Genomic DNA, 16,116 nt, shown 5'->3' with positions numbered 1-16,116 from the left:
AAAAGGCGGAGTTACATTTCTCTATCCAAGCAGGGTTAGAAGTCGTAACGTGCACCCAGAACGAATTCGTCAGACGTACCCGCGCGAGTACGGTCACCAGCCTGGTCTAGGTTGTTGAACTTGTAAGACGCGTAAGTACGGAAGTTCTTGTTGAAGTAATGTGTGGCATCAAGGGCAATGGAGTCAGTCAGATCTGCTGCCTTACCTGATGCGTTACGATCTTCTAGGTAGTTGTAGGTTGCGGTAAATACCGTGTTGTTGAGCGTATAGGCCGCCGCAAATTCGTAACCACGGGTTTCGCTGGCTAGGTTGCCAAAGACGTTGTCAGATGCATTACGTGCATCTTGGTATAGGCCGGCAATGTAGAAGTCACCGTGGGTGTAGGAGATAGCACCGAATGCCTGCTTCGCCGTACGGTTGGTATTTGTGCCAAGCTCTTGCTCACCGTAGCCCGCACCGAAGGCTAGACCCATGTCCAATGCGTAGATTGCGCCGAACGAGTAGCCGTCCTCTTCAGAGCCATTGTCGAACACGTAGTTCGCTTTAACCGTTAGGTTGTCACCCATGATGTCGAAAGAGCCAACGTAGGCTAGGTTGTTACCCGTACGGTCAGCTGCTGCGATTTTACCGCCCGCTTCGTTACCGTGGTAAGACATGATATCGGTGAAGTCGGTGATCATGCCCAGAGAGCCGTCTGTCTTACCGTAGCGAACCTGGCCGAAGTCACCACCGATACCTGCGTTCAGGTGGCGGTTGTTGACTGCATTACCGTCCGTGTATTCGCCTTCCCAGAAGCCAAGTGCATATACTGTGTCAGTGATGTCTGTCTTACCGGCAACGTTGACACGCACGCGTGTGGCATCGTTGACTTTGGTATCGCCGGCATCATTGTCGGCCATCACGGCGCGAGCTTCGAAACGGCCACCTACTGCGAGGCTGGACGTTGCATCAGAGTAGACTTCAGCAGCATTGACCGAAGTGATAGAAGCGGCAGAAACGGCCAGCGCAATCAGGGTTTTGTTCATTGTCGAATCCTTTATAAATATTGTTCATGCAAAGTGATGTTTTTGCATGTCATTCTTTTTACTTGTCTTTTTTTGTTTTGGGCAGTAAAAAAAACTGAAAAATGATGTTTTTTGGGTTGTGTCCAAATGTATTTTGGTAGCCGTTTTGCTACCAGTACGGTTCGAACCCTATTGTTCGCTCTGGGGCGGAGCAAAGTGGGATGGATGCCAGGGGGAGGCTAGCGAGGTGAGTGATTGGCGACGAGAGTGACAGGGGTGAAATAAAGAAAAACACTGGCCCGAAGACCAGTGTTTAGAAAAGGCGGTGTTAGATTTCTATATCCAATCAGGATTAGAAGTCGTAACGTGCACCTAGAACGAACTCGTCAGAAGCTGCTGCTTTACCAACATCTTTAGAGTCTAGGTTGTTGAACTTGTATGACGCGTAAGTGCGGAAGTTCTTGTTGAAGTAGTGAGTCGCGTCGATTGCGATAGAGTCTGCAAGATCAACGCTGTTGTCTTTGTCTTCTAGGTAGTTGTAAGTTGCAACGAATACAGTCTTGCCGTATGTGTATGCTGCAGCAAATTCGTAACCTTGTGCTTTGTCAGCTTGGAAGTTACGAGTGTCTTGGTATAGACCTGCTACGTAGAAGTCGCCGTAAGTGTACGAGATAGCACCGAATGCCTGCTTACCAGTTGCGTCAGCACCAGACTCTTTCTCGTAGCCGTCTTGCTCGCCGTAACCAGCACCGAACGCTAGACCCATGTCCATAGCGTAGATTGCACCAACAGAGTAACCGTCTTCAAGGCCATCTTTGTTGCTGTCGCCTTCGAATACGTAGTTAGCTTTAACTGTTAGGTTGTTGCCGCCTAGGTCGAAAGAACCTACGTATGCTAGGTTGTTGCCAGTACGGTCAGCAGCAGAAATTTTACCACCAGCTTCGTTACCGTGGTAAGACATGATATCAGTGAAGTCAGTGATCATGCCTAGAGAGCCGTCAGTCTTACCGTAACGGATTTGACCGAAATCACCGCCGATACCAGCGTTTAGGTGACGGTTGTTTACTTCGCTACCGTCAGTGTATTCGCCTTCCCAGAAACCTAGCGCGTATACTGAGTCAGTGATGTCTGTTTTACCAGCAACATTGATACGTACACGAGTCTTGTCATTAACTTTGCTGTCGCCAGCATCGTTGTCCTGCATTACTGCACGCGCTTCAAAACGACCGCCTACTGCTAGGCTTGAAGTTTCGTCAGAGTAAACTTCTGCTGCGTTTGCTACAGAAGAGATAGATGCTGCTGCTACTGCTAGAGCAATCAGTTTCTTGTTCATTGTCGAATCCTTTTGGAATTTTTTGTTGTATGCATATCTGTGCTAAATGCATGCTGTTCTTTTTACTGGTGTCTGGCGCGATCTGTTAGTAAAAAAAACTGAAAAATACTTTATTTGAGTGGGTTTGATGCTAATTGTGAGTGCTAACCGACGAAATATCAGGTGGTTACCAGTGATCGAAAAAGTTCGGTGTTGGGGGCGTTTTTTAGCTATTTTTAGGCTTTGCCGCTTGCATTTTTAGGTGGGATATTTTGTATAAATACGTGATTTTGTGATCTTTGGCGCATAATTTTTAATCGCTATGCGCTAGGCGTATTGAACATGACATTTTTATGATTTGCAGGCGATAGGGTAGCGCTTGTAACCTAAGTTATGCCGCTGAATGAACAAGGGTGATCTCTTTGGCATCTTTGTTTAGAATGAAGTGTTCCCATTAGTAATCGCTTTGTTCGACCAAACTGTCGGACAGGCTTTGTTTTGCCTTTTATAGCTGTGGCTATACGGGCGTTGAGGTAATAAGAGTTATGGATAAGATTCCAATGACGGTTCGCGGCGAGAAGCTGCTACGTGAAGAACTGGATGTACTAATTAAGCGTCGCCCGATCATTTCACAGGCCATTGGTGAAGCGCGTGAACTGGGTGATCTGAAAGAGAATGCCGAGTACCACGCAGCCCGTGAAGAGCAGGGTATCTGCGAAGCGCAGATCCGTGATATCGAATACAAGCTATCAATGGCACAGGTTATCGACGTGACCAAGATGCAGAATACTGGCAAAGTGATTTTCGGTACCACAGTGACTTTGATTGATGTGAACACGGATGAGGAAGTCACTTACCAGATCGTGGGTGACGACGAGGCGGACATCAAAGCGGGACGTATTTCAGTGAATTCTCCGATTGCCCGCGGCCTAATCGGTAAAATGCAGGACGACGAAGTGACTATCACCACACCGGGCGGTGCGCGTGAGTTCGAAATTGCGGAAGTCGCTTACATTTAATCACACGAAATTGTTATTAAATGTATCTGTAAAGGTTGGATCATGGCATTCCGTGCCATGATACAGACATAAAAAAGGCCGCAGCGGCGGCCTTTTTTATTTGCGCGGAAGTTCGATCTTACGCTCTTCGCTCTGGCGGTATAGTACCAGTGTCTTACCGATCACTTGGACTTTTTCTGCCTTGGTTTCGCGAACAATTGCGTCAACGATCAAAACCTTGGTCTCGCGCTCTTCAGCAGCCACTTTAACCTTGATAAGCTCGTGGTGGTCAAGTGCCAGTTCAATCTCGGCAATCACGGCTTCAGTCAGGCCATTTGCGCCCATTAGGACAACTGGCTTTAGGTTGTGGGCAAGACCTTTGAGGTATTGCTTCTGCTTGGTGCTTAGATTCATGTCGGCTCTATTATTAATTTAGGGTTGAAAACCGCGTATTCTAACGCCATATAGTCTAGATGACTAATTTGTTTAGTATACGCCATTTGTGGTGTTGCTGAGTATACTTGATAAGTACCCAAACTCATTAGGTAAATCATGAGTAAGAAAAAACATTCGGGCAGCTCTGGCCGATGGCTGAAAGAACATTTTGACGACAAGTATGTTCTAGAAGCGCAAAAAAAGGGCTACCGTTCCCGCGCGATTTTCAAAATCGAAGAAATCCAAAACAAAGACAAGCTGCTGAAACCCGGTATGACGGTGGTTGACTTGGGGGCGGCTCCTGGTGGGTGGTCTCAGTATGCTGCAGAGGTTGTTGGCGACGAGGGCCAGGTGATTGCCTGTGACATCCTGCCAATGGATTCGCTGCCAGGCGTGAGCTTCCTGCAGGGAGACTTCCGAGAGGAAGCGGTGTTGGATGCATTGCTAGAGCGTATCCAGCCGGACATGGTTGATGTTGTGTTATCGGACATGGCACCGAACATGAGCGGCAACTTAGCTTCGGATCAGCCTAGAGCTATGTATCTTGTTGAACTAGCATTAGATATGTGTAGACAGGTACTTGCACCTAATGGCAGCTTTGCGGTAAAAGTTTTCCAAGGGGAAGGCTTTGATCAATATCTGGCAGAAGTGCGTAGCATGTTCAAAGTGGTCAAAATCCGTAAGCCGGATTCGTCACGAGATCGTTCTCGTGAGGTATATATTGTAGCTACAGGTTACAAACTGTAGTACCCTAAATTCATCTATTAGTTATCGCGGGGTTAACACCTTGAGTGACATGGCAAAAAACTTGATTTTGTGGTTGGTCATCGCTGTGGTTCTGATGTCTGTATTCCAGAGCTTCGGTCCCGGTGATAGTGCTGGCCGTCAAGTCGACTATACAACCTTTGTCCGTGAAATCGGTCAGGATCAGATAAGGGAAGTGCGATTCAATGATCGTGAGATTACCGTATTCAAACGTGATAACACGCGATACGTCACTTATCTGCCTGTCGTTAACGACCAAAAGCTGTTAGACGATCTGATTAACGCTAACGTAAAGGTCATGGGTACTCCGCCTGAGGAGCCAAGCCTACTGGCCTCAATCTTTATCTCCTGGTTCCCGATGCTGTTGCTCATCGGTGTCTGGATCTTCTTCATGCGCCAAATGCAGGGCGGCGGTGGCAAAGGTGCCATGTCGTTCGGTAAGTCTAAGGCCCGCATGATGAGCGAAGACCAGATCAAAACCACCTTCAATGACGTTGCCGGGTGTGACGAGGCGAAGGAAGATGTGAAAGAGCTGGTGGATTACCTGCGTGACCCGAGCCGTTTCCAGAAACTGGGCGGTAAGATCCCGACCGGTGTGTTGATGGTCGGTCCTCCAGGTACGGGTAAAACCTTGCTGGCGAAAGCCATTGCCGGTGAAGCGAAAGTACCGTTCTTTACGATCTCTGGTTCTGATTTCGTGGAAATGTTCGTCGGTGTGGGGGCATCCCGTGTCCGTGACATGTTCGAGCAGGCGAAAAAAGCCGCGCCTTGTATCATCTTTATCGATGAGATCGATGCCGTCGGTCGCCAGCGTGGTGCCGGTGTGGGTGGTGGTCACGATGAGCGTGAGCAGACCTTGAACCAGATGCTGGTTGAGATGGATGGTTTTGAAGGTAACGAAGGTATCATTGTTATCGCCGCGACCAACCGTCCTGACGTACTGGACCCTGCGCTATTGCGTCCTGGTCGTTTCGACCGCCAGGTAGTGGTTGGCTTGCCGGACGTACGTGGCCGTGAGCAAATCCTGAAAGTGCACATGCGCAAAGTACCGCTAGACGGTGATGTGAAGCCTGAGCTTATCGCACGTGGTACTCCTGGCTTCTCGGGGGCGGATCTGGCCAACCTGGTTAACGAAGCTGCTTTGTTTGCTGCTCGCGGCAACAAGCGAACCGTATCTATGGTGGAGTTCGAACTGGCCAAAGATAAGATCATGATGGGTGCCGAGCGCAAGTCGATGGTAATGACCGATGAGCAGAAAGAGTCGACGGCTTACCATGAAGCGGGCCATGCCATCATTGGTCGCTTGGTGCCGGATCACGATCCTGTGTACAAGGTCTCTATCATTCCGCGCGGTCGCGCATTGGGTGTGACCATGTACTTGCCTGAGCAAGACCGTGTCAGCCACTCGCGTGAGTTCTTGGAGTCAATGATTTCAAGCCTGTACGGCGGTCGTTTGGCTGAAGAGCTGATCTACGGTGTGAATAAGGTCTCGACCGGTGCATCGAACGATATCGAGCGAGCCACTGATATTGCCCGCAAGATGGTGACCCAGTGGGGCTTCTCTGAGAAATTGGGTCCGTTGCTGTATGCGGAAGACGAAGGCGAGGTTTTCCTTGGCCGTTCGGTGACGCAGAGCAAGCATATGTCTGACGACACAGCGAAGCTTATCGACAACGAAGTTCGCGCTATCATCGACCGCAACTATGAGCGTGCGCGTGAAATCCTTGAGCAGAATATGGATATCATGCACGCGATGAAAGATGCGCTGATGAAGTACGAGACCATCGATGCTGGCCAGATTGACGACTTGATGGAACGCAAGACTGAAATCCGTGCACCGAAAGGCTGGGGTGACGAAAAAGATACCCTGAAAGCCAGTGACGCTGCTCCAGAGCAGCAGAGCGAGCAACAGGAAGCACCTGCTGAACCAAAAGCAGAAACGCAGCCTGAGCAAGCGCCTGAAGCACAGCCAGTGCAGAACAAAGAAGATGACAAGCCACAGGCTTAATCATTAATCGATAAGCAAAAACCCCGGCCTAGGTTCGGGGTTTTTTTATATAAAAGACCCAGGAGCGGTAAATTTGATCCTCAAGAGCAAAACCAAGACGCTAGATCTTTCCCGTCCCCATACCATGGGGATCTTGAATGTCACCCCTGATTCTTTTTCCGATGGTGGTCGATTTAACCAGCTGGATGCCGCCTTGCGTCATGCCGAGGAGATGTTGTCAGCGGGCACGTCTATTTTGGATATCGGTGGTGAATCTACCCGCCCTGGGGCGGATGACGTCTCGCTGGCGCAGGAACTCGACCGAGTGGTACCGGTGATTGAAGCGCTGCGCCAGCGCTTCGACTGCTGGATATCGATTGATACCAGCAAGGCTGCGGTAATGCGCGAGGCCGTTGCGGCTGGGGCGGATTTGATTAACGATGTCCGAGCTTTGCAGGAGCCGGGGGCACTGCAGGTGGCTGCGGATGCCGGGGTGCCGATTTGTATAATGCATATGCAAGGGCAACCACGTACAATGCAGCACCAGCCGACATACCAAGATGTCATCGCCGATGTCGGTGACTTTTTGGCTGAAAGAATTCATGCCTGCGAGCAGGTGGGGATCCCCCGGGAGCAGTTATTGCTCGACCCGGGGTATGGGTTTGGTAAAACCCTCGAGCACAACTACCAATTGCTGGCTCACCTTGATGAATTCCACCGCTTTGGCCTTCCCTTGTTGGTTGGCATGTCGAGAAAATCGATGGTGTTCAAATTATTAGATAAACAACCGGCCGATTGCCTGGCTGGTAGCCTTGCCTGCGCCGCTATCGCTGCCATGAAAGGGGCCCAGATCATCCGGGTCCATGATGCGAAAGAAACGGTTGATGTGCTGAAAGTGTGCGAAATGACCATGTCCCAGTACCGGGATAAATGAAGTCAGGTAAGGTTGTAATTATATAGATTGCTAGGAGCAGAGAATGGCTGAACGCAAGTATTTTGGTACCGATGGGGTACGTGGTTTTGTGGGCAAAGGTCCAATTACCCCGGATTTTGTCTTGAAATTGGGCTGGGCTGCAGGACGTATCTTGTCACAGCAGGGTACCAAGAAAGTTATCATAGGTAAGGATACCCGCATTTCCGGCTACATGCTGGAATCGGCACTTGAAGCGGGGTTGGCTGCCGCTGGCTTGCAGGCGGCATTCACCGGCCCGATGCCGACGCCGGCCGTCGCCTACCTGACCCGCACTTTCCGCGCGGAAGCCGGGATTGTGATCTCGGCGTCGCACAACCCTTACTACGATAACGGGATCAAATTCTTCTCATCGGAAGGTACCAAGCTGCCGGACGAGGTTGAACTTGCCATTGAAGCCGAGCTGGACAAGCCGCTGACGTGCGTTGAGTCTGCCATGCTCGGCAAGGCATATCGCATTAATGACGCGGCTGGCCGGTATATCGAGTTCTGCAAAGGTACGTTCCCAAGCCAGTATGACTTGGCCGGGTATAAGATCGTGGTTGACTGTGCCCACGGCGCGACCTACCACATCGCCCCTAATGTGTTCAAAGAGCTGGGTGCCGAGGTGATCACTATGGGCTGCGAGCCGAACGGTACCAATATCAACGACAAGGTCGGTGCGACCGATGTGGCGGCGCTGCAGGCGAAGGTACTGGAAGAGAAAGCCCATTTCGGTATTGCGCTGGACGGTGACGGCGATCGGGTGATCATGGTCGATGAAGAGGGCAACAAGGTCGATGGCGATCAAATTGCCTATATCATTGCCCGTGATGCCCTGCGCCGCGGCGAGCTGAAAGGCGGTGTGGTCGGTACGCTGATGACCAATCTGGGGATGGAAAATGCCCTGAAGAACCTGGGGATCCCGTTTGTTCGCGCGAAAGTAGGCGATCGCTACGTAATGGAAGAGCTGAAGAAGCACGACTGGCTGATCGGTGCCGAGAACTCGGGCCATGTCATTTTGCTTGATAAAGTGACCACCGGTGACGGTATTGTCGCTGGCCTTCAGGTGATGGCATCAATGGTCGGTAGCAAGATGTCACTCAAGGAGCTGGCTGATGGCATGACGATGTACCCGCAAGTACTCGAGAATGTTCGGTTTGCCGGCGATTCCAATCCGCTGGAATCAGAGGCTGTTTTGTCAGCTGCGGCTGCCGTTGAAGCTAAACTAGGTGATAAGGGGCGCGTACTGCTGCGTAAATCCGGCACTGAGCCGCTGATCCGCGTAATGGTGGAAGGCGAAGATGCGGAGCTGGTCAAGGAATCGGCCCTGTACATTGCCGAGGCAGTGAAACAAAGCTGCTAAGTGTGCGCTAAATTCGACTAACTGGTGTCGGTTTTGCCTAATTCTTCGACAAGTGATTCAAGAAACAGAGTTTTCGGAGAAATTTTACTTGTCAGTGAAGAGAGCTTTCGCTAGTATTCATCCCGCTCCTAGTGGAAGGGGTGCGCTGGCACTGCTAAAGCAAAGCCGGCACAACAATTTAACCATAGGTGGAACCCATGTACGAAATTCTACTTGTGATTTATCTGTTGGCTGCGCTTGGTGTTATTGGCCTAGTTTTGGTTCAACAAGGTAAAGGCGCAGATATGGGAGCTTCATTTGGGGCTGGCGCATCAGGTACCCTGTTCGGCGCGAGCGGCTCTGGAAACTTTTTGACCCGAATGACCGCGATTTTCGCGACCATCTTTTTCGTCATCAGCCTAGTGCTTGGCAACATGAGTACCAAGAAGGCGCACGAAACCAGTGGTTGGGAAAACCTAAGCGCTCCAGCGACTGAGCAAGTTGTTGAGCCAACTCAGAATGCACCGGTAAATAGTGACATTCCTGAGTAAAAAAAGAATTTAGCCGAGATGGTGAAATTGGTAGACACGCTAGCATGAGGTGCTAGTGCCGCAAGGTGTAGGGGTTCAAGTCCCCTTCTCGGCACCATTATTACTCACTTGAAAGAGTGATGTCTGGGCGATATAATCGCCGTCAGATTACGGACGCGGGGTGGAGCAGCTTGGTAGCTCGTCGGGCTCATAACCCGAAGGTCGTCGGTTCAAATCCGGCCCCCGCAACCACTTTCCGAAAAAACAGCTATTCTTAGTAAGGTTGTTTTTTCTATCACAGCGATATGCTGTGGTATCAGGGTCCAGTGATATTAAACCCCGTAATTCGGGGTTTTTTATTATCTGAAACATGACCATTCAGGTATCTACTGGGCTTTATAGCCCTTTTTTTGTTTCCGGGGGGTTGTCTTGACAGCTTTAGAGATGCAATTGACCGAACTGCTTGAGGCGCCGGTAACGGCCACAGGCTATGAACTTGTCGGTCTGGAATTTATCCGTGCAGGCGAACACTCAACACTGCGTGTATTTATCGATCACGAAAACGGGATCACCGTTGAAGATTGTGCCGAAGTTAGCCGCCAGATCAGCGCGGTGATGGATGTTGAAGATCCAATCACTGTTGCCTATAACCTGGAGGTCTCTTCCCCTGGTCTAGAAAGGCCGCTATTTAAAGCCGCACATTACCAACAGTTTATTGGCCACGAGGTCAGCCTGGTGTTGAAAATGGCGATGGGCAACCGTCGTAAGTGGAAAGGTGATATCGTTGCCGTTGACGGCGAGCTTGTCACATTAAATGTTGATGGCAATGAAGAAACATTTGCACTGAGCAATATTTCCAAGGCCAACCTGGTTCCAAAATTCTAACCGCTAAATTGGGGCATTAGAAATGAACAAAGAAATCTTGGCTGTCGTTGAAGCGGTATCCAACGAAAAAGCTGTACCTCGTGAGCGCATCTTTGAAGCACTTGAGATCGCACTGGCAACAGCAACGAAGAAAAAATACGAAGCGGAAATCGACGTACGCGTAGCGATCGACCGCAAGACCGGTGAGTTCGAAACTTTCCGTCGCTGGAAAGCGGTTGAGGAAGTGACTCAGCCGACTCTGGAGATCACTCTGGAAGCAGCGCAGTACGACGACGAAACGATCAACCTTGATGATTACGTCGAAGAGCAGATCGAGTCGGTAACGTTTGACCGTATCACGACTCAAACGGCCAAGCAGGTTATCGTTCAGAAAGTTCGTGAAGCTGAGCGTGCACAAATCGTTGAGCAATTTATTGACAACGAAGGTGAGCTAATCACCGGTGTAGTAAAGAAAGTTAACCGCGATGCTGTTATCATTGACCTTGGTAACAATGCAGAAGCTGTTATCCAGCGTGACGACCAGTTGCCACGTGAAAACTTCCGCCCGGGTGACCGTGTTCGTGGCCTTCTGTACAAAGTAGCGCCAGAAGCACGTGGTTTCCAATTGTTCATGACTCGCTCTAAGCCTGAAATGCTGTCAGAGCTATTCCGCATCGAAGTGCCGGAAATCGGCGAAGAGATGATTGAACTGATGGGTGCAGCCCGTGATCCAGGCTCTCGTGCCAAGATCGCCGTTAAGACTAACGACAAACGCATTGACCCTGTGGGTGCATGTGTAGGTATGCGTGGTGCACGTGTACAAGCCGTATCTGGCGAGCTAGGTGGCGAGCGTATCGATATCGTACTGTGGGACGAGAACCCAGCCCAGTACGTGATCAACGCGATGGCTCCGGCAGAAGTTAGCTCTATCATCGTTGATGAAGACAACCACACGATGGACATTGCTGTTGAGAAGGACAACCTTGCTCAGGCAATCGGCCGTAGTGGTCAGAACGTTCGCCTAGCGTCTCAGCTGACTGGCTGGGAACTGAACGTAATGACGGTTGAAGATCTTCAGAAGAAACACCAGGAAGAAGCCCAAGAGTCTATTGAAGTGTTCACTAAGCACCTTGATATCGACGAAGACTTCGCCACTGTACTGGTTGAAGAAGGCTTCACCACGCTAGAAGAGATCGCCTACGTACCAGTAGCCGAACTGATGGCGGTAGAAGGTCTGGACGAAGACACCGTTGAAGAGCTGCGTAACCGTGCGAAAGAAGCGCTTACCACGCTAGCCCTTGCTCAGGAAGAATCTTTTGACGGTGTTGAGCCGGCAGAAGACCTACTGGGTCTGGAAGGCTTGGAGCGTGAGCTTGCATTCAAACTGGCCGCGAAAGGCGTTGCGACGCTAGAAGATCTTGCTGATCAGGGTACTGACGATCTAACAGATATCGACGGTATCGATGAAGCAAGAGCGGGCGAGCTGATCATGGCTGCTCGTAACATTTGCTGGTTCAGTGACGAAGCATAATATTTAATCGCAAGGGAGGAGCAGCATGTCAGAGGTTACAGTTAAAGCACTTGCCGAGGAAATCGGCACGCAGATTGACCGTTTGCTTCAACAGTTTGCCGATGCTGGTATCAGCAAGAAAGCTGAAGATAGCGTAAGCCAACAAGAAAAACAGAGTCTATTGGCCCACCTGAAGAAAGAACACGGTGGCGATAGTACATCTGGCGAGGCTCCTACACGCCTTACTTTGCAACGTAAGACCCGAAGCACGCTGAGTGTTTCGGGCTCGGGTGGCAAAAATAAAAGTGTTCAGGTAGAAGTGCGCAAAAAGCGCACCTACGTAAAGCGTTCTGCGCTTGAAGAAGAACAGCGTGCCGCGGAAGAAGCAAAACGCCAGGCTGAAGAAGCAGCCCAGCGTGAAGCGGAACAAGCCGCTCAGCGAGCAGCCGAAGAAGCTGCCAAGCGTGAAGCAGAAGAGCTGGCAAAACGCGAGGCGGAAGAAGCTGCTAAGCGTGCTGCTGAAGAAAAGCGCTTAGCTGAAGAACAAGCTAAGCAAAATGCAGAACAGAATGCGAAGCGCGATGCAGAGGACAAGCTGAAGCGTGAAGCAGAGGACAAGCGTTTGGCTGAAGATAAAGCGAAACGCGCCGCCGCTGACGACCAGGCTAAGAAAGAAGCTGAGGCGCTACAACGTCGCCGGGAAGAGGAAGCCAAGCGTAAAGCCGAAGAAGAGAGTCAGCGTCAGCTAGAAGAGGCACGCAAAATGGCAGAAATGAATGAAAAGAACTGGTCAAAAGCTGACCAGGAAAAAGGTAATATGGATAAAACAGACTACCATACTACGACGTCTAGCTACGCTCGCGCAGCGGAAGACGAACAAGACCGTAAAGAAGAAGGCGGTCGCCGTCGCAAGAAGAAGAAAGCGGGTGCTAAGCAAGACGACCGTAATGCAAATGCTCGCGGTGGTCGCAATCAGCGTGGCCGCGGCAAGCCGCAGATGGCTAAGCCTACGTCAATGCAGCACGGCTTCGACAAAACAGCAACCGTTGCTAAGCAAGACGTAGTGATCGGCGAGACTATCGTTGTGTCTGAACTTGCTAACAAGATGTCGGTAAAAGGCGTTGAAGTTATCAAGGTGATGATGAAGATGGGTGCAATGGCAACCATCAACCAGGTTATCGACCAGGAAACTGCTGCGCTAGTAGCAGAAGAAATGGGTCACAAAGTTATCCTGCGTAAAGAAAACGAGCTGGAAGAAGCGGTACTGTCTGACCGCGATGAGAACCTAGCTGTTGTTCCTCGTGCGCCGGTTGTAACCATCATGGGTCACGTTGACCACGGTAAGACTTCTACCCTTGACTACATCCGTAAAGCACACGTTGCAGCGGGCGAAGCAGGTGGTATTACCCAGCACATCGGTGCATACCACGTTGAAACTGAAAACGGTATGATCACCTTCCTTGATACTCCGGGACACGCCGCGTTTACCGCAATGCGTGCTCGTGGTGCTCAGGCGACAGATATCGTTGTTCTTGTTGTTGCAGCGGACGATGGCGTGATGCCACAGACAATCGAAGCGATCCAGCACGCGAAAGCGGCAGGCGTGCCTCTGATTGTTGCTGTGAACAAGATCGATAAAGAAGATGCTAACCCAGACAATGTTAAGAACGAGCTAGCTCAGTACGACGTTATTCCTGAAGAGTGGGGCGGTGAGAACATCTTCGTTCACATCTCTGCGAAACAGGGTACTAACATCGACGGTCTTCTTGAGTCTATCCTGCTTCAGGCTGAAGTTCTTGAGCTGACAGCCGTTGCAGAAGGCATGGCGAAAGGTGTGGTTGTTGAATCTCGCCTAGACAAGGGCCGCGGTCCTGTTGCGACAGTCCTAGTTCAGGAAGGTACGCTGCGCAAGGGCGACATCGTTCTTTGTGGCCTTGAGCACGGCCGTGTTCGTGCTATGCGCGACGAGCTTGGTAAAGAAATCGAGTCTGCTGGTCCTTCTATCCCAGTTGAGATCCTAGGTCTTTCTGGTGTGCCTTCTTCAGGTGATGAAGCGACAGTTGTTCGTGACGAGCGTAAAGCCCGTGAAGTTGCGCTTTACCGTCAAGGTAAATTCCGTGATGTTAAACTGGCTCGCCAGCAGAAAGCGAAACTGGAAAACATGTTCTCTAACATGGCTGCCGGTGAAGTTGCTGAGCTTAACGTAGTACTGAAAGCTGACGTACAGGGTTCTGTAGAAGCGATTGCTGACTCACTACGTAAGCTATCGACTGACGAAGTTAAAGTGAACATCGTTGGTTCTGGTGTGGGTGGTATCACCGAAACTGACGCCGTACTGGCTGCTGCGTCTAACGCTATCATCCTTGGCTTCAACGTTCGTGCTGATGCATCTGCGCGCCGTACTATCGAGACCGAGAACCTTGACCTGCGTTACTACTCAATCATCTACCAGCTGATTGATGAAGTGAAAGCAGCGATGGGCGGTATGCTGTCTCCTGAATTCAAGCAGGAGATCATTGGTCTGGCTGAAGTACGTGATGTGTTCAAGTCGCCTAAGATCGGTGCTATCGCAGGTTGTATGGTTACTGAAGGTATCATCAAGCGTAACAACCCAATCCGCGTACTGCGCGACAACGTGGTTATCTACGAAGGTGAGCTAGAGTCACTACGCCGCTTCAAAGACGACGTTCAAGAAGTTAAGAACGGCTACGAGTGTGGTATCGGCGTTAAGAACTACAACGATGTTCGCGTCGGTGACCAGATCGAAGTTTACGAAATCATCGAAGTTCAGCGTACCCTTGACTAATTTTCAAGGTCTAAGCTGTTCTAATATATACATATAATCCATGGGGAGCTTCGGCTCCCCATTGTTTCAAGAGAGCTTTCTCTAAGAGAGGCAATGAATGTCTAAAGAATTTAGCCGCACCCAGCGTGTTGCTCAGCAGCTGCAAAAAGAGCTAGCTGTGATCCTGCAGCGTGAGATCAAAGACTCGCGTATTGGCATGGCCACCATTTCAAGTGTCGATGTTTCCCGCGATATGGGTTACGCCAAAGTCTATGTCACCTTCCTGACCGTAGGCGAGCAGACCCCGGAAGGCAGCCTGGAAGCACTGCGCGAGATGGCACCGTACATCCGCTCGCTGTTGGGTAAGCAGATCCGTCTGCGCGTGACACCTGAGCTAAACTTCATCTTTGACAAGTCACTAACTGAAGGTATGCGTATCTCCAACCTAGTGTCTCAAGCTGTCCGTGATGATGAAGAGCGCCGTGGCGATGAGCCGCAGGCAGAAGACGAGGAGTAATCCATGGCACGTCGTCGTAAGGGCCGTCCTATTGATGGTGTTATCTTGGTGGATAAGCCGACCGGGATCAGCTCGAATGATACGCTGCAGAAAGTAAAGCGTATCTTCTTTGCCCAGAAAGCCGGCCATACCGGTGCCTTGGATCCTTTAGCGACGGGCATGCTGCCGATTTGCTTTGGTGAAGCGACCAAGTTCTCCCAGTTCCTGCTGGATTCGGACAAGCGCTACCGAGTGATAGCCAAGCTGGGCGAGCGTACCGATACCTCGGACTCCGACGGTGAAGTGGTACAGACCCGCGAAGTGAAAGTCGATCGTGGCCAGCTGGAGCGTTGTATTGCCAAGTTCCGCGGTACCACCGACCAGATCCCGTCGATGTACTCGGCACTGAAATACCAGGGCCGTAAGCTGTACGAATATGCCCGCGAGGGGATTGAAGTGCCGCGTGAATCGCGCAAGATCACGGTGTACTCGGTTGAGCTGCTGCGCTTTAGCAATAATGAAGTGGAAATGGAGCTGCATGTGTCGAAAGGCACCTACATCCGGACTATCGTTGATGATCTGGGCGAGATGCTAGGTTGCGGCGCCCACGTCACTTACCTACGCCGTACCGGGGTATCCAACTACCCGGTTGAGCGCATGGTGACGATTGAGCAACTGGAAGCGCTGCTGGATCAAGCCAAGGGCCAGGATATTGCCCCGTCGGAACTGCTTGATCCGTTGCTGCTGCCAATGGATACCGCCGTACAGGATCTGCCGGAAGTGAATATCATCCCGCAGATCGCCATCTATGTACGCAATGGTAACCCGGTCAACGCCGGCCGTGTTCCTGCCGAAGGGACCCAGGTACGCATTACCGTCGGCGAAGAGCGTGAGTTCATCGGTGTCGGTGTTATCGACCGCGAAGGCATGCTAGCGCCAAAGCGTGTGGTAGTTAACGAGCAAACAGCTCAGTAACGGATACTGCTCTAAAATCCCCAGCCAAGTGCTGGGGATTTTTGTTTTTAAGAAAAGGTTCTATGGTCCTATGGATTTGCGTCTAGGACATTCAAATAGATAGGGAGTTTGACGTGTGAAAGTGAATTTAGAATGCTTGACTAAAATAGCCCCTTAAGAAA

Annotated in this window: 14 protein-coding genes and 2 tRNA genes; 13 read left to right on the top strand and 3 right to left on the bottom strand. The window is 50.7% G+C overall.

Annotated features, from left to right (window positions below):
- Positions 1–35: 35 nt before the first annotated feature.
- Positions 36–1,025 (bottom strand): porin, encoded by a 990-nt coding sequence (locus tag PTW35_RS14800; protein ID WP_044624178.1) that lies wholly within the window; start codon positions 1,023–1,025, stop codon positions 36–38.
- 331 nt (positions 1,026–1,356) lie between these two features.
- A complete protein-coding gene (locus tag PTW35_RS14795; protein ID WP_281025639.1) occupies positions 1,357–2,337 on the bottom strand; it encodes a porin in 981 nt (326 codons plus the stop codon).
- 524 nt (positions 2,338–2,861) lie between these two features.
- Between PTW35_RS14795 and greA the strand changes: the two genes are divergently transcribed.
- Entirely contained in the window at positions 2,862–3,335 is a 474-nt protein-coding gene (gene greA, locus PTW35_RS14790) for a transcription elongation factor GreA (RefSeq protein ID WP_281025638.1), read from the top strand.
- A gap of 96 nt (positions 3,336–3,431) precedes the next feature.
- Here greA and yhbY read toward each other — a convergent pair whose 3' ends face one another.
- A complete protein-coding gene (yhbY, locus tag PTW35_RS14785) occupies positions 3,432–3,728 on the bottom strand; it encodes a ribosome assembly RNA-binding protein YhbY (RefSeq protein ID WP_039469639.1) in 297 nt (98 codons plus the stop codon).
- A 138-nt stretch (positions 3,729–3,866) separates the two neighbouring features.
- On the opposite strand from yhbY, the gene rlmE reads away from it, so the two are divergent.
- From rlmE to truB, 12 genes are all read left to right on the top strand, one after another.
- Complete coding sequence (gene rlmE, locus PTW35_RS14780) at positions 3,867–4,496, top strand: 23S rRNA (uridine(2552)-2'-O)-methyltransferase RlmE (protein ID WP_039469641.1); 630 nt, start codon at positions 3,867–3,869, stop codon at positions 4,494–4,496.
- Between the two features lie 49 nt (positions 4,497–4,545).
- Positions 4,546–6,522, top strand: coding sequence for an ATP-dependent zinc metalloprotease FtsH (ftsH, locus tag PTW35_RS14775; RefSeq protein ID WP_281025636.1), 1,977 nt, complete (start codon positions 4,546–4,548; stop codon positions 6,520–6,522).
- Between the two features lie 73 nt (positions 6,523–6,595).
- Positions 6,596–7,435 carry a dihydropteroate synthase gene (gene folP, locus PTW35_RS14770; RefSeq protein WP_281025635.1) on the top strand — a complete coding sequence of 280 codons (840 nt, stop codon included), beginning with the start codon at positions 6,596–6,598 and terminating at the stop codon, positions 7,433–7,435.
- Between the two features lie 43 nt (positions 7,436–7,478).
- The gene (gene glmM, locus PTW35_RS14765; protein ID WP_281025634.1) at positions 7,479–8,816 is read left to right on the top strand and encodes a phosphoglucosamine mutase; all 1,338 of its coding nucleotides are present in this window, start codon (positions 7,479–7,481) and stop codon (positions 8,814–8,816) included.
- Between the two features lie 197 nt (positions 8,817–9,013).
- A complete protein-coding gene (gene secG / locus PTW35_RS14760; protein WP_281025633.1) occupies positions 9,014–9,346 on the top strand; it encodes a preprotein translocase subunit SecG in 333 nt (110 codons plus the stop codon).
- Positions 9,347–9,358: 12 nt separating this feature from the next.
- Positions 9,359–9,443 (top strand) — tRNA-Leu (locus PTW35_RS14755).
- A gap of 57 nt (positions 9,444–9,500) precedes the next feature.
- Positions 9,501–9,577: transfer RNA gene (locus tag PTW35_RS14750), tRNA-Met, on the top strand.
- Positions 9,578–9,754: 177 nt separating this feature from the next.
- Entirely contained in the window at positions 9,755–10,210 is a 456-nt protein-coding gene (gene rimP / locus PTW35_RS14745) for a ribosome maturation factor RimP (protein WP_044624172.1), read from the top strand.
- A 22-nt stretch (positions 10,211–10,232) separates the two neighbouring features.
- Positions 10,233–11,720, top strand: a complete 1,488-nt coding sequence (gene nusA / locus PTW35_RS14740; RefSeq protein WP_281025632.1) for a transcription termination factor NusA — start codon at positions 10,233–10,235, stop codon at positions 11,718–11,720.
- Between the two features lie 25 nt (positions 11,721–11,745).
- The gene (gene infB, locus PTW35_RS14735) at positions 11,746–14,505 is read left to right on the top strand and encodes a translation initiation factor IF-2 (RefSeq protein ID WP_281025631.1); all 2,760 of its coding nucleotides are present in this window, start codon (positions 11,746–11,748) and stop codon (positions 14,503–14,505) included.
- A 97-nt stretch (positions 14,506–14,602) separates the two neighbouring features.
- The gene (gene rbfA, locus PTW35_RS14730; protein ID WP_281025630.1) at positions 14,603–15,001 is read left to right on the top strand and encodes a 30S ribosome-binding factor RbfA; all 399 of its coding nucleotides are present in this window, start codon (positions 14,603–14,605) and stop codon (positions 14,999–15,001) included.
- A gap of 3 nt (positions 15,002–15,004) precedes the next feature.
- Positions 15,005–15,955 carry a tRNA pseudouridine(55) synthase TruB gene (truB, locus tag PTW35_RS14725; protein WP_281025629.1) on the top strand — a complete coding sequence of 317 codons (951 nt, stop codon included), beginning with the start codon at positions 15,005–15,007 and terminating at the stop codon, positions 15,953–15,955.
- Positions 15,956–16,116 lie beyond the last annotated feature (161 nt).

Origin of the sequence: Photobacterium sp. DA100 (genome assembly GCF_029223585.1) — a bacterium.
In the GTDB taxonomy this organism is placed as follows: domain Bacteria; phylum Pseudomonadota; class Gammaproteobacteria; order Enterobacterales; family Vibrionaceae; genus Photobacterium.
This window is presented reverse-complemented; position numbering and strand designations above follow the sequence as displayed.